Annotated in this window: 16 protein-coding genes; 5 read left to right on the top strand and 11 right to left on the bottom strand. The window is 56.8% G+C overall.

Annotation, left to right across the window (positions count from 1 at the left end):
• Positions 1–4: 4 nt before the first annotated feature.
• From HD598_RS00680 to HD598_RS00640, 9 genes are all read right to left on the bottom strand, one after another.
• On the bottom strand, positions 5–928 hold the full coding sequence (locus HD598_RS00680) for a glycosyltransferase family 2 protein (protein WP_311539044.1): 924 nt from the start codon (positions 926–928) through the stop codon (positions 5–7).
• A gap of 24 nt (positions 929–952) precedes the next feature.
• Positions 953–2,005: a glycosyltransferase family 4 protein gene (locus tag HD598_RS13670; protein WP_183662981.1), complete on the bottom strand. Its 1,053-nt coding sequence runs from the start codon at positions 2,003–2,005 to the stop codon at positions 953–955.
• Positions 2,002–2,949, bottom strand: a complete 948-nt coding sequence (locus tag HD598_RS00670) for an O-antigen ligase family protein (protein ID WP_183662978.1) — start codon at positions 2,947–2,949, stop codon at positions 2,002–2,004. The genes HD598_RS13670 and HD598_RS00670 overlap by 4 nt, the downstream gene beginning before the upstream one ends.
• 250 nt (positions 2,950–3,199) lie before the next feature.
• Positions 3,200–4,267, bottom strand: a complete 1,068-nt coding sequence (locus HD598_RS00665) for a glycosyltransferase family 4 protein (protein ID WP_260170450.1) — start codon at positions 4,265–4,267, stop codon at positions 3,200–3,202.
• Complete coding sequence (locus HD598_RS00660) at positions 4,264–6,507, bottom strand: N-acetylneuraminate synthase family protein (protein WP_183662972.1); 2,244 nt, start codon at positions 6,505–6,507, stop codon at positions 4,264–4,266. The genes HD598_RS00665 and HD598_RS00660 overlap by 4 nt, the downstream gene beginning before the upstream one ends.
• 6 nt (positions 6,508–6,513) lie before the next feature.
• Positions 6,514–7,218 (bottom strand): acylneuraminate cytidylyltransferase family protein, encoded by a 705-nt coding sequence (locus HD598_RS00655; RefSeq protein ID WP_183662969.1) that lies wholly within the window; start codon positions 7,216–7,218, stop codon positions 6,514–6,516.
• Entirely contained in the window at positions 7,215–8,270 is a 1,056-nt protein-coding gene (locus HD598_RS00650) for an RNA-binding protein (protein ID WP_183662965.1), read from the bottom strand. The genes HD598_RS00655 and HD598_RS00650 overlap by 4 nt, the downstream gene beginning before the upstream one ends.
• Positions 8,267–9,298, bottom strand: a complete 1,032-nt coding sequence (locus HD598_RS00645; RefSeq protein ID WP_183662962.1) for a CgeB family protein — start codon at positions 9,296–9,298, stop codon at positions 8,267–8,269. The genes HD598_RS00650 and HD598_RS00645 overlap by 4 nt, the downstream gene beginning before the upstream one ends.
• Positions 9,288–10,253 (bottom strand): glycosyltransferase family 2 protein, encoded by a 966-nt coding sequence (locus HD598_RS00640; protein ID WP_183662959.1) that lies wholly within the window; start codon positions 10,251–10,253, stop codon positions 9,288–9,290. The genes HD598_RS00645 and HD598_RS00640 overlap by 11 nt, the downstream gene beginning before the upstream one ends.
• 284 nt (positions 10,254–10,537) lie before the next feature.
• Here HD598_RS00640 and HD598_RS00635 point away from each other — a divergent pair, with 284 nt between their 5' ends.
• Both HD598_RS00635 and HD598_RS00630 read left to right on the top strand, forming a co-directional pair.
• Positions 10,538–12,037, top strand: a complete 1,500-nt coding sequence (locus HD598_RS00635) for a tyrosine-protein kinase domain-containing protein (protein WP_183662956.1) — start codon at positions 10,538–10,540, stop codon at positions 12,035–12,037.
• A 235-nt stretch (positions 12,038–12,272) separates the two neighbouring features.
• Entirely contained in the window at positions 12,273–13,427 is a 1,155-nt protein-coding gene (locus HD598_RS00630; protein ID WP_183662952.1) for a hypothetical protein, read from the top strand.
• An 85-nt stretch (positions 13,428–13,512) separates the two neighbouring features.
• On the opposite strand, the gene mfd is transcribed toward HD598_RS00630, so the two are convergent.
• Positions 13,513–17,151: a transcription-repair coupling factor gene (mfd, locus tag HD598_RS00625; protein ID WP_183662950.1), complete on the bottom strand. Its 3,639-nt coding sequence runs from the start codon at positions 17,149–17,151 to the stop codon at positions 13,513–13,515.
• 52 nt (positions 17,152–17,203) lie between these two features.
• Here mfd and HD598_RS00620 point away from each other — a divergent pair, with 52 nt between their 5' ends.
• The 3 genes from HD598_RS00620 to HD598_RS00610 all read left to right on the top strand — a co-directional run bounded on the left by HD598_RS00620 (position 17,204) and on the right by HD598_RS00610 (position 20,493).
• Complete coding sequence (locus HD598_RS00620) at positions 17,204–17,698, top strand: DUF2505 domain-containing protein (RefSeq protein WP_071893951.1); 495 nt, start codon at positions 17,204–17,206, stop codon at positions 17,696–17,698.
• Positions 17,699–17,871: 173 nt separating this feature from the next.
• On the top strand, positions 17,872–19,221 hold the full coding sequence (gene nhaA / locus HD598_RS00615; RefSeq protein ID WP_183662947.1) for a Na+/H+ antiporter NhaA: 1,350 nt from the start codon (positions 17,872–17,874) through the stop codon (positions 19,219–19,221).
• Between the two features lie 33 nt (positions 19,222–19,254).
• On the top strand, positions 19,255–20,493 hold the full coding sequence (locus HD598_RS00610; protein WP_183662944.1) for a PqqD family protein: 1,239 nt from the start codon (positions 19,255–19,257) through the stop codon (positions 20,491–20,493).
• Positions 20,494–20,496: 3 nt separating this feature from the next.
• Here HD598_RS00610 and lepB read toward each other — a convergent pair whose 3' ends face one another.
• The gene (gene lepB, locus HD598_RS00605; RefSeq protein ID WP_183662941.1) at positions 20,497–21,246 is read right to left on the bottom strand and encodes a signal peptidase I; all 750 of its coding nucleotides are present in this window, start codon (positions 21,244–21,246) and stop codon (positions 20,497–20,499) included.
• Between the last annotated feature and the right edge of the window lie 34 nt (positions 21,247–21,280).

The raw sequence follows: 21,280 nt of genomic DNA, 5'->3' as shown, positions 1-21,280 counted from the left end.
ACGCTCAGAATGTCGATGTAGCTCGATTTGGAGATCGAATGCCGGACAGCCCCGCACCTTCTACTAACAGGGCAACAAGCTTCCGTCCAATCTTTTTCGGCACAAGAGGAAGTAACCGATCAGTTAAACTAGCGGCTCCACCGATCACCTTTTCAGTACCGACTCGACCCACAATTTCGACGGCTGAATTCCATAGGCTTCTGCTTTGCCCTGATGCCAAGACGTGTTCACCGTGCCGTTTCAAGAAGATTTCACGTGCAGCGCCTGAATGCAGAGCACGGAGTGCGCGCGATCTCGTTGTAGTTGCGCCAGCGTGATGAATGGTTAGGAGAGTAGGAGCGATTAGTATTGGGAATCCAGCTTCATGAATTCGATAGCCGTAATCAACGTCTTCCCAACCATATTTTCTGTAGTTGAGGTCGTACGGTCCTACTATGTTCCATATTTCCCTCGGCATAGAAACGTTCGCCGCCCAATATCGCCAGGTAGAGGAAGAATCAGTCTTAAGCGCAGCTTCAATAAAATTGCGATCAGCATCCTCCCCATAAACTCGAGCAAAAGGCGTTTCTGGGTACACGTTCGTTGTGAGTCCGACGACACCACAAACATCTCCATTGTGTGCTTTGACGTGCTCATTAATGAAATTCAGGTTCGGTTCTAGATCGTCATCGCAGCGGATAAGAATAGTTCCGCTAGCTTCTCGATGCCCGGCGTTAAGGGCCGCCGATCTCCCCTGGTTCTCAGGAAATTCGATAACTTTGCCCGCAGGAAGAATATCCCTAACAGTAGAAGACCTCAGGTATTCGGCCGATCCATCAATATCACCGTCAATCACAAAAATGACTTCAAAGTCATCACGGTCTTGTCGAGAGAACGCGCGAACCAGTCGCGGCAATCGAGACCGACCTCCACGAGTTGGAACAATCACAGACGCTGCGATTCCCAAAGAAAATCACTTTCCTTCAATGGTGCGTAAAAGCTTCTTGACAGATTCCCGTCCAGCTTTTGGTGAGTACAGCAAGTCCCATCGTTCAAAGGCTGACTGAACAACAGCTACTTTTTTCGATTCAGGACAACGGATGACGTTCAATATGGTTTCTGCGAGAGATTCTGTGTCACCTGCTTCTGCGATCCATGGGTATTCGGAGCCAACGATTTCGGGCAACGCTCCCGCATCGCTAACCACCAGCGGCACTCGTGCGGACATTGCTTCAGTCGCTACTAAGCCAAATGGCTCTGCCCAGACTGAAGGAACTACCGCTATATCGATCTTGGCGAAGAATTGTTCTGGTCTAACCCAGCCTAAGAGATCCACGGGCACTTCAGAATCCTCAATCGCTTCGACGATTCGCCGTTGGTCATCAATGTCAACGAACTTTGGCCCTCCTGCCAAAACCAGACGCAAAGTCACGTCCGACTTTCGAGCGGCGAGGTTCAACGCATCAATCAATATTGGCAAACCCTTGTCCGAGGAAAACCGACCAATAAATCCGATGCGAACATCGTGTCCAGAAAAATCAGTTGCTTCGTCTAATACCCTAATCTCGTCGCTCCAGTTCGAAAACAGAACCGCATTCGAGATCTCCCTTTTCATATGCGCTGACGGCACAAGAACTACGGATGCAGAGCGTCTAGCAAAGGCCCAAGCAGCTTTCAATTTACCTGTCGGTAATTGGTGCAAATGAACAATTCGATGCTTCATCCCACCAGTAGCAGCTGCAGGGAGCAGCCCATTGCACCACAATAGCGACTGCGTTCCAGTTTTTTTACGCCACTTTCTCAGTCCAAACAAGTATCTCTGGCGAGATTTGGCAGGAATTTCGACTGTTTCAAAACCACGCTTACGAGCCTCAAGTAGCAAGGACTCAGGGGCAGACGGTGCCACAATAACAATGCTCTTACCTAAGGCACGCGCGGCCTCGGCGATTGCAAGCAACATGACTTCGCCCCCGCCAATATCACCATTGTTAGCAGCGATAAAAAGTCTCTCTTGGCTGACGCTCACCACTTTGGTTCCGTCTGAACTCTTGACCCCCGGGAACGCTCAAGAGTCTGAGCGGCAAACGCACATCCCAGAACGATGGCAGCAGGGACTGTGATGAAAACTTCTCCGAGACGAGTAGCGCACGTGAGGAGGACAATTATTGCTGCTTCAATCGCTACAACGTATTGAGGGGGGCGCGTTCCCCTCAACGGATTCAAGCCCACCCAGATAAATACCGCAAGGACCGCGGCCAGAAAAACCCAGCCGCCTTCGACGATTAGCCCCCAGTACGCGTTATGAAAGAAGAAGTATCGATCTTCCAGCTGGACTACAGCTGTGCCAAGTCCGTTACCGTACCAGGGGATCCCATTAACCATTTCGAGTGCGGCCTCATCGATTCGGGCTCGTAGCGAGTCTGTTCCGGTCCTGTCCTCAAAAATCCACGCCTGTGCATAGTTTGTCTCAAGGTAATTCAGAAGATTAATAAGCCCCAGCGCAAGAAGACCTCTCCAAACCAGACCAAGCTTGCGGGCGAAGAGAAGCCACAGCAGTGCACATGCAATAGCACCGAGCGACGTACGCGAACCAGTCAATAGTGTGGCACCGATCGCGAAAACAACAAGTAGCCGTCGCGGCCACGTACCTTTCACGAAGGCCAAGAGCAAAATGGGTATGAGCGCGTAAAAAAGCCCGGCAACGTTCTTATCGCCCAAGTATCCAGTCAAGAACCCTTCGTATAAGTCTGGCGCTATACCCAGGTAGTACAAAGGAATATTAACAACAAGCGCGATGAGGAGCCCGAAAAGCCCGCTTCTAACGTCAACTCTTCCCGTGCCCACTGTCCAGACGAATATGCCCAGCAATACGATACGAACTAGACGCCGGCTCCAGTCAACATCGTTCGCTTCGGATTCTATAAAGAGATATAGAACAAGCAGGGAAAGTCCAAGGAAATATCCCGTCATCCGAACGTTTTGTATTCGGGGAGCCCGAAACACAGAAAGCGCGATAAGTATGATCATGGCGACTTCTGGAGCAGGAATGTTTAGGGGGCTAGGAAGCGACACTGCCTCCGCCATAAAGAAGGCAAATAGCAAAGCATCAATAAACCAGCTACTTCGGCGCTTGCTGAAAATATCAACAGACCGGACTCGATGAATTCGGTCGCCGATAGAGCTCGCCACCTGATTTGAATGGATTACCCGCGGTTGTGAATTATAGGACGACACTGTAAACCTCCTCAATCTTTGCTGTCATGCTGGCCTTGCTGGGCCAAGACAAAGCAAGACGAGGTCGCTTCTCTAGGTGGATCGCCTGACCGGAAATGAGATCCGAGATTCGTTGCGGATCATCAGCTCCCGCAAGAAACTTTTTGTCAAGGATCTCCGGATTGCCGCCAACGGGAGTAGCTACAACGCCAAGACCGTTATTGACGGCGTCCAATAACGTATAAGAGCAGTTTTCCCAAGAAGAAAGCTGGACTAAAACCTCGTGCTCTTTCATTGCCATATCGGCGTCCACAAATCCTGGAAATTCAACAAACGAAGCGAGACCCTCACGATCCACGAGTCGCTGCAAATTATCTTTTTCAGGACCGGTACCAGCGATAGTTAGAGTGGCATCCGGACGCTCATCATGCAGTTGCTTAAAGGCCAGGATGAGCTGATCAATTCTCTTTTCAGGCGCCAATCGGGAGAGCGAAAGAACACGCAGGCTCTCTGTGCGGACGAGCGGTTCAAAATCCACTCGATCAACGCCGTTTGGAATCACGTGAATATCGTTAGAAACTTTCCACTTCTTGCGCATTTCGTTCTTGGTTGATTCCGAAACAGCAATAAGTGCGTCGTTCCGTCGCAGGCGCGCATGGTGAAGAGTCGCGCGAACACCAGCTTTAACCGTGTTAGAGTGATAAATTTCGTCGTCGCCTGCAATCCCATGCTCGGTGCTCACGAGACTCACTCGTGGATAGCGCATAACAACGGCCGCGGCGATGAAATCCGCATACGCGAGATGCGAGTGAACAATCGCCGGCTTCAGTGCTCGAATGGTCGCGTCGAGGCTTCTCAGTGACTTCACGTAGCCAAAGTCCGGACCGAAGTCCGCCGCAATAACCGCGCCGCCCATGGCACGCACCCGTTCTGCCAACAAACCTTCTGGGCAGAAGAGCACCAACCGGTAGTCCTTCATGCCTACATTGAACACGTCCAACACGTGTCGGGCTACTCCCCCTAGATCAGCAACCGGGATCACCCAGAGCGCGATGGGACGAGCGTCGGTACTCATAGCCATTTCTCCAGGCGGTCCAGAGCTGTCCAGAAGCCTTCACCGTTGTTGACGTGACCCTGCCAAATCTCAGGAATAAAGCTCACGTTAGGTGCGAGGCGATCAAGCTGTTCGACAAGTACTGGCCAGTCCACGTCGCCCTCCCCTACCTGAACGCCTTCACCATCAACGCCAGTGGCGTCAACCAAGTGCAAGTGAATGGTCTCAGGAGCTAACAACTCCACGGCTTCAGAGAACGGTACGTTTAAGAAGGTGGCGGCAAGCTTGGTGTGTGAGATATCCAGGCACAGCTTCGTGTCCGTTTGGACAGCGAACTCTGCGGTGTCCTTGGGGTCCAAGAACAGGTTGTGGTACTGCTGGCCGCCCATGAGCCACGGGAACGGCGGCAGGGTCTGGGCAGCAATGCGGACACCAGAGGTATCAAGCTTCTCGAGTGCCTCGGCGATACGTTCGTACTTTGGTAAACGCTCGGCCGGCGTGATGTGACGATCCGTGGTGAAACCACCCATGGTGACCACCATGATGGGGTCCTCATCCTTGGTGAACCAACGCTTCAGATCCCTCGTGATGTCAATGGTGCGTTGCACTTCGGCGATGGAACGCTCCCAGTGATCTCGATCCATAGACGCCAAGTCCACCAAGAAGTCACCTGCGAACAAGTCCGGCAAATGGGTGGTGAACCCCATCTCGAGTGGCTTCGTGAAGAAGCTATCCATGTCTACATCGAGGTCCTTGTAGGAGAAATGGAACTCGAGGAAGTCTGGGGTGCAGTCCTCAATGAGGGCGGCATGATCGTGGTAGCGAACGGGCAGTCCCCACGGGCGGTTGAATTCGAACTGACGTCCTTGCGGCACCGAGTCCGTCAGGTCTCCCTGGAAGAAGAAGTCACCTTCAGCCATGGCGCGGTGCACGGTCCGGCCAACAAGCCTTGGAAGCGCATTGGGCTGCAGTCCGCGGCCCGGGCTCTTCACGGCAACATCGGCTTCGGTGAGCACTTCGCCTACGGCGAGTTCGCGAGCGGCCACGAGGGACTTTGCTAGGTTCACCCGGTTCATCATTTCGCCCGTGGAGACAACGCGAGCGTTGCGCTGGCCGATGGCCTCTTCCACTTCACGAATGTTCTGCACCATTTGCTTGAACTCGTCCGGGAGCAAAGACACCTTGTGGTCGTTGCCTTCCATAGACTGGTCAATGGTGAAGTGCTTCTCCACGATCTTGGCTCCACGGGCCACGGCAGCCACGGGAACGTGGATGCCACGCTCGTGCCCTGAGTAGCCCACTACGCAATCGCCGATTTCTTCGAGGCGATCCATGTAGGCCAGGTTCACGTCTTTGAACGGCGCTGGGTACGTGGACTGGCAGTGCAACAAAGCGAACTGCGCGCCGAGGGATCGGACTAACTCGGCAGATTCTTTGATCTCGTCCTCTCGGGACATACCGGTACTCATGATGAGCGGCAGTCCACGGGAAGCGGCGTCGCGCAATAACTCGTGATTGGTCAGGTCAGCTGAGGCGATCTTGAGCCCGGGGATTCCGTAATCAGCTAGGTCGTTGACGGATTTCGAATCCCAGGGGGTGCACATGACGGTGATACCCCGCTCGCGGCAGTGATCGAACACCTCAAACAAGGACTCAGCTGGAAGAGAGAACTTGGACAGGAGATCCAAGGTGTATTGCGCACCCAAATCTTCGCCGGCCGTGCTTCCGCCGGATTGGCGGTAGAGCGAATCCATGTCGCGTAGCTGGAATTTCACGGCATCGGCGCCGGCGTCCACGGCAAGATCCACCAGCTGCTTGGCGAGCTCGACGGAACCGTTATGGTTGTTGCCGATTTCAGCGATGATGAACGCCGGGTTGCCTTCGCCGATCTCATGCTTGCCGATGCGCAGTACGTCAGACCGATTGATGGCGATGGCAACTAAGTGTCCGCGGTCGTCCACGAGTGGCAAGTGTGTAATGCCGGGACCCATGAGGGAGCCCAGTTCACTCGCTGGCGTTTCTATGGGCGCAGAGGTTGCGTTCTTATTTGCGACGCTGAGGCAGCTTGTCTCGAGGTCAGCCTCGGGGTTCTCCACGATCCAACGGCGGAAGTCGCCATCGCTCAGTGCGCCCTGAAGGATGCCGTGGGCGTCTACACAAAAGACGATCCGCTCTTTGTTAGCGCTGATCTTTCGAAGACCGTTCAGGATGGGATCTTCGGAAAACACTACGTAGGGGGCGATCTGCCGTTCAATGATCATGGGAGTTTAGAGTCCTTTCCCCAACGCAGCCAATTGCTGCTGTGCAAGTGCAAAATCAAGTTCTGTGTCAATGTCTACACCCTCGAGTTCGTCGAGGATAAACAAGCCAATCTTTCCGCCCAAACGGTTGTTATGTTCAAGATACAACTCTGGGCGTGACACATAGAGCGATCCGTTTTCGCGGTACGGAATCTGTTGCGGCGTGAGTTCTTGGCGTCGAGGCCGCCGTTCAAAGTCATACTCGGCCGAAACAGGCGTGCCCGCGGCGTCATCACCCAGCCGCCAGAGGAATGGCGGAGTGGGCACTACGCCAACCAGCGAATCCACGCCGGTGTCAAAAAATTGCTGAACAGCGCGGTCCAGAGTATCTGGGTGCCGCAGCGGTGAAGTGACCTGAAGGAGTACGACGGCGTCCGGCGTGCGTCCCTGAGCAATCCTGAAGTTGATGGCGTGGGCCACTACTGGTTCGGTAGCGGTCGTGTCCTCGGCCAGTTCCGCTGGGCGCATGAACGGGACGTCCGCCCCGTAGCTGCGAGCGACGTCGGCCATTTCTGGATCGTCAGTGGACACGACGACGTCCAGTCCGGCTTTCGCGGAAACTGCTTGTTCTACGGTCCAAGCCATGAGTGGTTTGCCGCCAAGATCGCGGACGTTTTTTCGTGGAATGCCCTTGGATCCTCCGCGTACGGGGATGACGCACAAGATGTTCACGATTGAGTCCTCACAATGTTCGCAATGGTTTGCGCTGGCTCCTGCACCGGCATGGCAGGCACCGGAGTAGGCGCCGAATCAATGCCCTTCCATCTGCTCAGGCCGTAGCGCTCCCAAAATTCTTCAAGCCAAACCGGCGGCTTGTAATACGTCACCCACGCGGGCAAACCGCGGACAGCCGCTTCTACAACACCGGTGGAAAACACAGAAGCTACTGGTCGATCCAAAGTGCTGAGCGGAGCGCCAAAACGATCGATCGGAATACCCTGACGCTCCCACAGCGCATGCTGAATCAGCGAAAGCTTGTCCTTCTCAGCCGGGTGTGGGCGGTACGTGGCTTTCGTTTCAAAACAGAATCGTGCCGCAGCAGAAGCAAAACCGGTCCGGGGTAACTCGGCACCGTGGAGCTGGCCCAGGAAAACAGGTCGCTTGGTGGCGGCCACTTCAGCATCAGCCGGTTGCTGCGCCGCTTGCCACAAGAGCTGGGACCCGACAACCTCGTAGGTGATGTCAGAGTGGGCGCCTTCGCTCCAAAAAGCGGCGTCGGCGTCGCTGAATGCTAGTAGGTGTGCACCTGCTGGTAGTGGCGGAGCTTGAGGCGCCAAAAGTCCGTGCTGGATCACCTTGAATCGAATACCGAAGCGTTCGGCAAGCTCTAGGGCTGTTCGACCTGCTGGAAGGTAATGCCCTACGGCCAGGATGTCCGTGAGTGATTCGCCGAGGCGAGCTGCGTCGTCGTCCTCAAAATTCCGTGAAACCCAACCCTCGCCCGGCAGCGTTCCGGGATCGCCCAGTGACAGCACCGCGAGGGATTCTCCTGAGAGGAACTCGAGCGGTCGAATGAGGGAGGCGATCTGCGTGGGCGTCGTGGCTTCGAGCGCCACCAGAACACTCGGGCCCTCTCCTCTGACGGAGAGGTTGAGCTGTGGTGACGAAGCGTCCGGCGTGCGCATGCCACGGAGGGATGAGATCAACCGGCGTGGAGCCGACTTTTGGGCGGCTTGCCAGCGCGTCCACTCGTCGATGTTTTGGGGATGGAAGAGGCCGCTCATTCCCACCTCCGGTCAAGATCTTCGATGCGGTGCACGAAAGTGTGCTCAGCGAGCGTGCGTTTGCGCCCGGCCGCACGAATGCCTTCGGCCCATTTCTGGTCCTTCAAAGCGCGGCGCGAGAGTTCCACGAGTTCTTCAGCGGATTGGAAGAGCAACACTTCTGTGCCGATGTCGTAGAAACGATCCACATCGGGCCGGTCTACCAGCTGAAGTCCGCCCATTCCGGGAACTTCAAAGGTGCGCATCGCTAGGCCGGCTTGTAAGCCGTGCACGTTGATGGCCGCTGCGGCGATGGCTTGTACTTGGTAGGCGTCCGCGAGCGGAATGTCTCGCTCGGCGGGAATCTGCGGCCTGCTCAGCTCCCAGGTGCGCAGCTTGTCGATCGCGAGGTGGGACCATTGCCGGCCGTAGGCACGGACTGGGACACCGGAGTCGCGGAGCGTTTCGAGGAGAAGCTGGCGATTGTCATAGCGGGCACCGACGAACACGATTTCTTGACGACGCTGCGTGGGCGGCTCGGCAAGATTCGGATCAAAGGCGTTGGGAAGGTAGGAAGCGTTGACGCCAAGCGCCGTGAGCTGGTTCGTCTCATCCTTGCTATAGCTGATGACCGGCCCAATGTTCTTGAGGAAGTCAATGCTGTAGGAGTGTCGCTTGAGGTCGTCGTACAGCCAGAGGATGCGTGGGAGCTGGCGCTTCTCCACTTCGGTCCAGAAGTCATCACCGAGCGCATCACCCTTGATGATTACAAGGAAATCGGGATTGACGTCTTTGAGAGCTTGAAGCGCTCGCCTGGTGGACCAGTCCTCAGCTTTGGACAAGTGGTCCATACCGACTTTGGCCGGAAGTTCGTGGAGCAACTTATTGCGAAGCTTCGCTTGCAACGAATCGAACGCGTCATAGCGATGTGAGACCACACTGTAGCCGCGCTGCTCTAGAGCGTTCGCGATGGACCGGTAGTAACCGTGAAACGTGGGAGTCACCAAGAGCAAAGTGCCCTTGTGCTCGGCGATTGCTCTAGTGGCCATTGACACCGCGCACGGACTTGTTCACTGTCTTCTGGTCCTTCAAGTAGCTCAATTCTTGGCGGAGTACCGCCTGAGAATCGATATCCCTACCCAGCTTCTTGCGAACGGCATTGACGGCAAAATTTGTGAAGGATGCGGCAGTCAGGGCGCCCTTGAGGACGTTGGGGTTGCCCCACTTCTGTGCGTAGCGGTGGCGGGACTCAACGAGCCAACGACGACGACGCTCTGGATCGCTGGAGCCACCACCCACGTGGGCCACGTTCACGGTACCCAGATAAATCGATGGCACGCCAATGTCACGCAAGCGACGTTGGAGGTCCACCTCTTCGGCGTTCATGAAGAAGCTCTCGTCGAAACCGCCTATGGTGCGGACTTCCTTGACGGGGAGGAGCATAGCTGCGCCGAAGACCCAATCCACGGGGATAACTTTTCCTTCCACTGCACGAGTGTCATGACCGACGGCCTCATGCAACAGCGTGTGCTGACGGAAGCGAGCCAACGGGCTCAGCCATTCAACGACCTGATGGGTCACCGTGGGGAAATGCCGAGCGGTCCATTGAGTGGATCCGTCAAGACCTGTAACTTCCGGGCTCATGACGGCCGGATGCCACGGTGCTGCAGCATCCTGGAGATCTTCGATGAAGTTCTGCGGCAGCATAAGATCGCTGTTCAGGATGATGGCGAGGTCGGTTTTGGTAGCTTCCAGACCGGTGTTGACCGCAGCGCCGAAGCCACCGTTTTGAGGCCGGCGAATGACCGTGAAAACGGCTGAGGACTGATGTGTTGGCTGCCAAGATTCCGGGAAGGGCGTCGGCGAAGAATCATCCACCACAATCACTTCGCGAAGACACCCCGCGGCATCACGAAGAAGCGTTCCTACAAGGTTTTGAACCTCGGATGGATCACCGTAGTGCGGCACAACGGCGCTGAGCGAAGCATGCGCGCAAGTCGCCAAAAGTTCATCCCCCTCAGACGGACCAGCTGGGCGTTAGAGATCCTTGAAGGAGACCAACAGAAGCCCCTAACGACTTTCCTCAGTGTATCGGACTAACCTGCGACTCCCAGTATTCTGAGTGGTCAAATAGCCGTATATTCGTCTACCCAAGTCATGTGCTCAATGGCGCCACAAATTTCACCTAGAATCTGAAGAGATTTAGCGTTGGGGAATGTGGAACTTCGGGCCTTGTTTCTCAGTGTGCATGAGATGAGTACGTAACAGACTGTTGGCGTGAGGGATAAATGGAATACACCGCGGAAAACCAACCCCAGGCATTGAACCATCAAGTTCGTCGCCTCGCGCGCGTTGTATTGAACAACTGGAAAGGTGCAATCGCCATCTTCTTGTTAGCTGTTCTGGCGAGCGTTGGCCTCTTCCTAATCTCTTCCAAAACGTACGCGGCTACCAATACGGTGATGGTAGTGGCTGGCGGCGGAAACAATTTGGGCAGCTACTTATCAGCAGAAACCCTGGCAAATACCAAGGCGGAAACGTACTTAGCTCTTGGTAACGCCCCGGAAGTATCTCAGCTGGTGAGCAAGCATTTTGCCGAAGAGGGACAAGCCGTCAGCTGGAAGGGCGTCACGTTCACCAAGGATCCGAGTAACTCGCAGATTCGCGTGACGGCTACTGCAGAGAATCCGGAGCATGCCCGCGCGTCGGCTGACGCTTTCGCTTCGGCATTGGCAGAGGAAGCCGCGCGCGTGGAGCGCGTGATGGCTACCGGAGGAACGGATTCCACCTCAAGCGTTCCGGTAGTTCAGATCATTCCAATTTCCAGCGCGCTTCTTCCAAGCGCACCGTCTGCACCTGTCCTGCGCACCAATCTCATGTACGGCGCTGTTGCCGGGCTGATCCTGGCAGCACTCTTTGTGTTCATCAAGCACCTCTTTGACGTTCGCATTCGCTCCACCGAACAGGTGGAAACCACCACCGGTCACCCGGTTCTTGGAACTGTCCCCCAGGACAAGCGCTTGGATCATCACCGTCAGGTCATCACCGTGGGCGAGCCCGGGGACAAGCAGGGTTGGGCCACATCAGAAGCACTTCGCGAGCTCCGCACCAACCTGACCTTCTCGCGAGTGGATAACCCTCCACGCATCATTGTGGTCACGAGCGCCCTCGCTGGTGAAGGTAAGTCCTCGATCGCAGCAAACCTCGCCGTCACCATTGCACAATCCGGCAGCAAGGTTGTCCTGATCGATGCAGACCTTCGCCGCTCCGTCCAGACGGACATCTTCCAGCTTCAGTCGGGCGCTGGCCTCACTGACTTGCTATCTGGTGCCGTGGATCTCGATGACGTCTTGCAAGAGTGGTCTGGCGATCCGCGCCTGCAGGTTCTCGGCGCCGGCCGTGTTCCACCCAATCCTTCCGAACTTTTGGGCTCTCGCGCCATGAAGCGTTTGCTCACAGATCTCGCTCAAGAATCCGTAGTGATCGTCGACTCTCCACCGCTTCTTCCGGTGACGGACGCATCGGTACTGTCCACCTCCGCTGACGGCGTGCTGGTGGTTGCCCGAGCAGGTAGCACCAGTATTGAGGCTCTCAAGAAGGCGACGGACCGCTTGGAGCGCGTCAACGGTCACGTACTTGGTGTAGTGCTGAATCAGGTTCCACGTAAGGGCTCGAGCGCCGGTCAGTACGGCTACTACTCGGATTCCTACTACTACACCTCGACCGATGGACAGCGCACCCGCCGTCAGTCAGGCAAGCGCCGGGCAGCATCTAGCTCGTCAAAGTAGATCAAAACACTTTTCTCATCCCAGCTCGCCTGTTCTTGAAACTAGGCCACTTTCATCGTTACGAGGCACTTTGACTTCCCCAAAAATAGTGCTCCAGGGACCACAGGGCCCCAGCGGGTTCCCTCAGGGGACTCGCAAAGTCACGTTGTGGCTCATCTCAATAGTGGGATTTCTGTGGTTGCTCACCCCGCGAATTTATGGATCGTTCACAAACCATCTTCATAAAGAAGACGGTTTGATCTTTCTAACCGATGCACTTCAGGACAATAATCTGCTCGCTACCTACACCGGGTACTTGCACGTCTATCCTCGAATAATTGCCGAACTCGGAACCCTCCTACCTCCTCAATACTTCTCGTTATATATCGCCGCAGCGGTTGCCCTCATCAGGGTTGCACTGTTCTTCTTGCTTCTGGGCGTTCTGGGCCCGTACGCCAAAACTTGGCGGTGGGGGATTGCAGCAGCCGCCACGGTTTTATTCATTGGTTCAGGTCAGCAAGAAGTACTAGGTAACATCACGAATTTGCGCTGGTTCTTGGACATTGGTGCCACGCTTGCCCTACTCGGAGTGTTTAGATCTTGGGGATGGAGACTACTTGGACTCTTCTTTCTCTGGGGCGGGGTTCTGAGTGACCCTCTGTCCCTTGCTCTGGCACCGATTGCGTTATGGCGCGTGATCACCTTACGAGGCAGTGAGAGGATCCTACCGACTCTCTACTTCCCCGCGTTCTTATTGCATGTTCTGATTATTGACACAGATGCTCGCGAGTCGGCATTGTCTAGCTTCCTTGCTGTTCCGGTGGAATTCTTCAGCTCCATTGTCGTTCGAGTATTGACTGTCCCGTTGCTTGGAGAAACGGGAGCAACAGTCGGCGTGATGACTACCGGCGCCTTGATAACGGCTGTGATGACACTGGTTTTGGTAGCACTCGTATTCTTGGTTTCTTGGAAACAATCTCCTCTCCAAACGCGACTAATGGCTTGCCTGCTCTTCGCGGCGGCCTTTTGTTTCTTTCTGGCAACCATCAATTTTGCAAACCTTGATGCCATCTCCGTATCTAGCGGGGTTGCGAAGGTTTCACGGTACTCACTCATGCCCGCCGTTCTCATACCGTCGGCGTTGCTCGTTTTACTTAGCTGGGCTCACGGAAGCTGGGTAACTAAAACAGTGAAGATAGCATTTTGTTCCCTGCTTATCATTGGAAGCGGCGTTGATTCTCGTGGTGACGAGTGGTCGACCCGAGGTCCGGAATGGAACCGAACAGTTTCGGAAGTCAGCGATATTTGCTCTACGGATACTCGTTTGACTTCGGTAACAGTGCAAATAACACCTGAAGGTACACCGAAGACGTGGACAGCCACACTCCCCTGTGATTGGGTTCGCAACTAACTTCTGATTGGCAAGAATTGAGGGTTGTAGCCACGAGATCAAACGTCTCACAGCCCCAACCCTCTTGTTTTGGAAACACTCTTCGCTAAGCAGTGGCGTTCTCCAGCACGAAGATATTCTTCACCAGCTCATTGGCCCACTGAATGATCTCCTGGTCCACCAGATCGCGACCACCCACACGGGCGGTCTTTGGCTTCGGGATCAGGGCTAGATCCATCGCCGGCTTCATCAGCGTTCCGGGGTACATGCGCTCAAAGCGGACCTGACGGGATTCCGGCAAGTTGCTGATCGGCGAAACTCTGACGAAATTGCCTTGAACGGCGATGTCTGTGAGTCCAGCACTCGTCGCCAACAGCCGCAGTCGGGCGATGTCAATGAGGTTGCTGACCACTTCCGGCAGCTCGCCGTAACGGTCGGTGAATTCCTCCACCACGTCCTGGATCTGGGTTTCGTCGTGCGCGGCGGCCAGCTTTCGATAGGCCTCGAGACGGAGTCGCTCGCTCGGCACGTAATCGTGCGGCAAGTGCGCGTTGACCGGCAGATCAATGCGCACATCAGCGGTGACTTGTTCCTTCTCACCGCGGTAATCGGCAACAGCCTCACCCACCAAGCGCAGATACAAGTCAAAGCCGACGCCGGCGATATGGCCGGACTGCTCGCCGCCCAAGAGGTTACCGGCGCCACGGATTTCAAGGTCCTTCATGGCCAGCTGGAAGCCAGATCCCAACTCGTTATGAGCCGCCACGGCCTTGAGACGTTCCAAAGCCACTTCACCCAGCGGCTTCTCCGAGTTCCACAAGAAGTACGCGTACGCACGCTCGCGTCCACGGCCCACACGGCCTCGGAGCTGGTGCAGCTGGGACAGACCATAGTTATCCGCACGGTCCACAATCAACGTGTTGGCGTTCTGAATATCTAGGCCGGTTTCGATAATGGTGGTGGACACCAGCACGTCGAACTTCTTTTCCCAGAAATCCACCATGATCTGCTCAAGGCGGGTCTCGGACATCTTGCCGTGGGCGATCTCGACTCGGGCCTCCGGAACGAGCTCGCGCAGTTGCGCGGCAACCTTGTCAATCGAGGAGACACGGTTGTGCACGAAGAAAACTTGACCTTCACGCATGAGCTCGCGGCGAATCGCCGCAGTCACCTGCTTATCCGTGTACGGCCCCACATAGGTCAACACGGGGTGACGCTCTTCTGGCGGAGTGGCCAGCGTCGAGGTCTCCCGAATGCCGGTCAAAGACATCTCAAGTGTTCGCGGAATCGGCGTCGCGGACATGGCAAGAACATCCACGTTGGTGCGCATCTTCTTGAGCGCTTCCTTATGCTCCACACCAAAGCGCTGTTCCTCGTCCACAATGACGAGTCCCAGATCCTTGTACTCGACTTCCTTGGACAGCAAGCGGTGCGTACCAATCACTACATCAACGGAACCCTCTTTGAGCCCAGCGATGATCTCCTTCGACTCCTTGGCGGTCTGGAATCGCGAGAGCGCCTTGACCCGCACGGGGAACCCGGCGAAACGCTCGGAGAACGTCTCATAGTGCTGGCGGGCCAACAGTGTGGTGGGCACCAAAATAGCAACTTGCTTGCCGTCCTGAACAGCCTTGAATGCCGCACGCACGGCGATCTCGGTCTTACCGAAGCCCACGTCGCCGGAGACGAGGCGATCCATCGGGATCTCCTTCTCCATGTCCGCCTTGACCTCGTTGATAGCGGTGAGCTGATCCGGGGTCTCCGCGAACGGGAACGCATCCTCGAGCTCGTGCTGCCACGGCGTATCCTGGGCAAACGCGTGCCCACGAGAGGCCATGCGCGCCGAGTACAGCTTGATGAGCTCGCCGGCGATCTCCTTGACGGCCTTGCGCGCCTTAGTCTTAGTCTGAGACCAGTCCGCTCCACCCATCTTGGAGAGCGTCGGCGTCTCGCCGCCCACGTAGCGTGTGAGCTGGTCCAACTGATCAGTGGGCACGAACAAACGGTCCCCGGGAGCTCCGCGCTTCGATGCTGCGTACTCGAGCACCAAATACTCGCGCATGCCGTCAGAACCGGCGATCTTACGCTGAATCAGTTCCACGAACCTACCGATACCGTGCTGCTCGTGCACCACGAAATCGCCCTCGGTCAGTTGCAGCGGATCCACGGCATTACGACGGCGCGCGGCCAGTTTCTTGCCACTCTTTACGGCATATGCCGATGAGCGGCCCAGCAGATCCGCTTCCGTCAAGAGCGCGAGCTTCAGCTCGGGGAAGATAAATCCGTGTCCGGCTTGGGCCGTGGTGATCTCCACCAAGTGCGTGGTGGGTTCTTCCTTGAGGTATTCCACGCGGTGTGCGGGAATGTTTGCATCATGCAAGAGTTCGGCGATGCGCTGAGCTGGACCAACACCATCGGTGACCACTACAACGCGCCAGTCATCGTTGACCTGGGCGCTCAAGAAGTTGAGCATTTCCTGCACGTTGCCCGCGAAGCCGTGTGGTTCGTGCGCTTGAATTCGGAGCGTTCCTGCATCCGGCAATAGCTCGGTATCCGCACCGAGGCTGGTCATAGACCACCAAGAGACATGGGACTTCACCGCTGCGTCACGGGTCTCGCCAAGCGAGGCGAAGTTTCCGGAGGACAGCACGCTCGCCACCGAGTTCAGCGACGCGTCAACGGCGGAGATGTCCACGGGCGCAGCGCCACCGTGAGCGGCAGTGTTCCAGGCAGCGGCCAAGAACTCTTCGTTGGTGGCGGCAAGATCATGAGAACGGGCCCGCACACGCTCGGGCTCCATGAGGACCGCGATGGACCCCTCGGGTAGCTCGCTCATGAACGGCACCATGGCGTCCACCAGAACCGGTGCCAAGGACTCCATGCCCTCAACGGCGATGCCGCCCGCGATCTTCTCCAGCATTTCGGCAGCGCCGGGGAGCTGTTCTTGCAAGCGCGCGGCGCGGGACATCACGGCGGGGGTGATCAAGAGTTCGCGGCACGGCGGAGCGATGATTTCGCGCGGCCCCTCCCCCGGGATCGACCGCTGATCGGCGACTGAGAAGTAACGCATTTGATCCACTTCATCACCGAAGAAATCAATGCGAATCGCATGGTCCATGGTCGGAGGGAAAACGTCGATCATGCCACCGCGCACCGCAAACTCACCACGGTGCGTCACCAAATCAACGCGAGCATACGCAGCATCCGCGAGCGCCTTCACCAACGCGGTGAACTCATACTCTTCCCCCACAGCGACCCGCACAGGACGCAGTTCGCTCAAGCCCTTCACGAGCGGCTGAACCACAGCGCGAATCGGCGCCACGATCACCTTAAGGCGAGCTGCGTCGTCGTTCTTCCCGTCATGCAAGCGACGCAACACGGAAAGCCGCCGGCCCACCGTGTCCGAGCGCGGTGACAGGCGTTCGTGGGGCAGCGTCTCCCAGGATGGGAATTCAGCCACGGTATCCGCTGGCAAGTACGCGGCGAGCGCCGCGGTGAGATCTTCGGCTTCGCGGCCGGTTGCGGTGATGGCCAGAACGACGCCGCCGCTAGGGTTCACCGCGTCCGCCACCTCAGCGCACACAATAGGACGCAAACCGGTGGGAGCGGCGATCTCAAGATCTTGCGTCCGCTCGCCAAAGGAACGGCCCGCAACGGTGCGCAAGACGGGAAGGATGGAATCGGCGGACAACGCTTGACGGAGGCCATCAAGAGCAAGGACTGGATGCGTGGCTGTAGTCGTCATGATCGTTCGTTAGTTTACTCGCCTACACGGCCTCGCCCTTTAGGATGTGGATATGGCTCTCAATGCAAGCACTTCGTTGCCCTTTACTCCTCAGCAGATCCTCGAGACGTTCACCAACCGCGAGTTCGTTGAGCACGTTTCCACGCGCGTTGGCGGCTCCCTCAAGGGTTTCACCGTGACCGGTGACCCAGCTGGCGCTTTCTCCACCGAGATTGTGCGTGAAGTTCCTACCGCACGCCTCCCCGAGATCGCCCGCAAGGTAGTGGGACAGACCATCACCATTACCCAGAAGGAAGACTGGGCTGCCCCAGCGGCTGACGGTTCCCGCTCCTCGACGGTTCGCGTGGACGTTGCAGGCGCGCCTGTCTCCGTGAATGCGACGCAGAACATCGTGGCCGCAGGCGAAGGATCCCGCGTGGATCTTGCCGGTGAGGTTAAGTCCTCCATTCCGTTCATGGGCGGAAAAATCGCAGCAGCAGCTGAGCCGTTCGTGTCTAAGGCACTGAACTTGCAGGCTAAAGAAGCGAAGGCGTGGCTCGAGCGCTAAGAGCGTTCTCGGGTAAATACCACACTCGAATTTCAGATTTATTTTCAACGTAAATTTCTGGTTGGGCCGCGGCGAAAACGCTGTGGCCCAACTTTTTTGCCTGTAACGTAGACCACGGTGTGCCGGGAAGTCTGGTCGGCGATGTCCTTTATAGCGCCTACCGAGAGGTTCTCATGAGTAATAATTCCTCACCCACACCAGCAGGTTTTGACGGCAAGCCCAGCGGCGCCGTCCTAGGCCGCGGCTCGTGGGAAGAAACTAATCGAATCGGAGACATCCTCCGTAAAGAGACCGTGGGTGGCATGGTCTTAATCGCCGCGGCACTGGTGGCGATTGTATGGGCGAACTCGCCCTGGGCTCCCACCTACTTCGCGATTCGCGACTTTCACATCGCCATCCCGTGGGCCAACATGGACCTGTCCATTGGGCACTGGGCCGCAGATGCGCTCTTGGCAGTCTTCTTCTTCCTGACCGGACTGGAACTGAAGAAGGAGTTCGTCGCTGGCGATCTCGCCGATTTCTCCAAAGCGATTGTCCCCGTGACCGCAGCCTTCGGTGGCGTGCTGGTTCCAGCGCTCATCTTCGTTGCCTTCAATATGGCAACCGCCGGTGAGACCCTGCGTGGCTGGGCGATTCCCACCGCAACGGATATCGCGTTCGCGGTAGCCGTGCTCGCAGTGGTCGGCTCCAACCTGCCGTCACCGTTGCGCATCTTCTTGCTCACGCTAGCTGTGGTGGATGACCTCATTGCCATTGTGATCATCGCGTTCGTGTACACCTCTGACCTGGTGCCGCTCTATGCGCTGCTGGCAGTGGTCCCGATCGCCGCGTACTTCATCATTGCTCACAAGGCTCGCGATTTCTGCGCTAAGAACGCTTGGGCCTCCTGGCTCATCCTGCTTCCGCTGGGCATTCTCGCGTGGTGGTGCGTGTTCCAGTCCGGCATCCACGCCACCATTGCCGGCGTGATCTTGGGCTTCTGCGTTCCCGTATTCCGCTCCGACGGAAAGTCGGAAAACGGCCTCGCTGAGGTCTTTGAGCACCGCTTCCGCCCACTCTCCACCGGAATCTGCGTCCCCATCTTCGCGTTCTTCTCCGCCGGCGTCACCGTGGTGGGCGGCGAAGGCGGCTTCTCCGCAATTGTGTCCGACCCCGTGGTGTGGGGCATCGTAATCGGCCTGGTGGTCGGTAAGCCGATCGGCATTATGGGCGCCACCTACCTCGTCACCAAGACCCGCCACGCAAACCTCTCACCCGAGGTGAAGTGGGGCGACCTCTTCGGCGTCACGCTGCTGGCCGGAATCGGCTTTACTGTGTCCTTGCTGGTCTCCGAGCTCAGCTTCGGTTTGGAATCCGCTCACAACGACCATGCAAAGATTGCGATTCTGAGCGGCTCGTTTATCGCCGCGATTCTTGGAATTTTAGTTCTCAAACCGCGTGACAAACGTTACCGACTTATCGCGGAACGTGAGAAGGTTGATAAAGACAACGACGGTATTCCGGACGTGTATCAGCAAGACTAACGTTGATCATTTGTGCGCGGAGAGGATCTAACAGTGCCACATGAGGTGACACCGGACCCGACGACCCTTTCCGTTGCGAATTCTTCGCCCACGAATGACGACGACGCAGCTCACCTCGTGCGCTTAACGACATTACGTGGGGCTATAGATATTGCGGGGCTATCCCCTTCCGAGACCACGCTGATTTTCGAGGCGTGGTCTCGGTGCACTCCGCGCTTGATCAGCGCTGCAGAGGCCAACTCCGAACCAGCAAGTGACACTCTGGCCCGTAACGACAATGAAGACTGGAACGTCTTCCACGAACGAGTGGTCTACCGTGCCACCGCCGCAGCCATTGCTTCCGGACAGGGCTCGTTGCTGATGTTCCACGGAGCCGCGCTCAAAGATCCGGAATCGCCCAAGACTTTCGTGTTGGTGGCCGAATCTGGCGGCGGTAAAACCACGGCTACCCGAACCCTGGGGCGTTCGTTTGAGTACCTCACGGACGAAACCGTGGGCATTGACGCCGACTACTCGGTGTTCCAGTTCCCGAAACCGCTCTCCATTTTGGAGGGCGATCTGGTGCGTCCGAAGATCCAGCACGGCCCTGATGAGCTCGAGCTCTTAGCGCCTTCGGGTCCCGCCCACCTTTCTCTGGTGTGCCTGCTCCACCGTGACAAAGACGGCCAGGTGGCGGCACCCTTTGCGGAGCACGTCAACATTGTTGAAGCGATTTCTTTGATCGCTCCCCAGACTTCTTCGCTCTCCCGAATGGATCGCGGTCTAGTGCGCTTGTGCCAGGCCATTGACCGCACCGGCGGGGTACGTCGCTTGCACTACTCAGAAGCGAGCGACCTCACCCGACTCATGGCCGATCTTTTACACGCGCGGCCTCATGCAACTGCTGTGACCGCTGGGCTCAATGGGACTCGTCCGGAGGGACACGCAACGTCAGGTGCCGCTCGCGAGCGGTGGGTTCCGGCGGAGAATTTGCGTCCTTTGGATACTCCCGAAGCTCGACCAGTGGGCCTCGAATATATGCGACTCAACGTTGATGACGCCGTCTACTTTGATGATGGAACGTTGTGCGTGCTGATGGGCGAAAAGTTCACGATGCTCAACGGCGTGGGACCGTTGGTGTGGGAATTGCTGGAATCACCCATGACTCTTGAGGACATCGTGGAGGAAGCCCGCGATATTGAGAACTCCCCAGCGGATGTGGATCGAATCCTGAGCGATGCCCTCGAATCCTTGCTCGCCAACGGGATCATTACCCGCGGCGATCGCTACTGATCTTTAGAAGCCGCGCCAGTCGGTGACCGGCCAGAGCTTGAAGAAGACCCGGCCAATGACGTCTTCCTTCTTCACGAAGCGGGCGCAGGAGTCATCCGCGGCAACGCCTTCGTACCGGCAGTTGATCACGGAGTCACTCGAGGCCGAGCGGTGATCACCCATCACAAGAACCTGCCCTTCGGGCACCGTGATGGGGCCGAAGCACCGGTAGGACTGGGGATCGGTGGAACAATCCAGACTGCCCGGTACAAAGGGCAGATCCTCGTAAATATAGTCCTCGTTGATGGCTTCACCGTTGACCGTCAGGGCGCCTTCGGAGGTGCAGCACTCCACGGTGTCTCCGCCTTGCGCGATCACGCGCTTGACCAGGTACTTCTCATTGGACGGGCCGATTCCGGTGATGTCACCGAATCCCTTGGCGAGTGAGCCCAGAAAGCTCGTGGAGCCTTCGGGAAGTTCGTCTGACCAGTTCTCATCGGCGCGGAACACAATGATGTCCCCGCTCGGTGGTTCGGCGCCGTTGTAGGCGGTCCGATTCACCACAATCCGGTCCCCCACGTTGAGGGTGGTTTCCATGGATCCCGAGGGAACCTGGTAAACCTTGACGAAGAACGCCTGAACCAAGGCAACGACCGCGATGGCGATGATCAGGTTCAGGGCGGTGGACAAGAGCACCGATGTCCACGAATCCTTCTTCTTTTCCGTCTCCGGAGTTTTTACTGTGGAGGATTCGTGAGGAGTCTCGTCAGCCATAAGGTTCATCCTATGTGGTGAGTCTGGAAGTCTC

The organism is Neomicrococcus aestuarii (assembly GCF_014201135.1).
Classification (GTDB): Bacteria; Actinomycetota; Actinomycetes; order Actinomycetales; family Micrococcaceae; genus Neomicrococcus; species Neomicrococcus aestuarii.
This window is presented reverse-complemented; position numbering and strand designations above follow the sequence as displayed.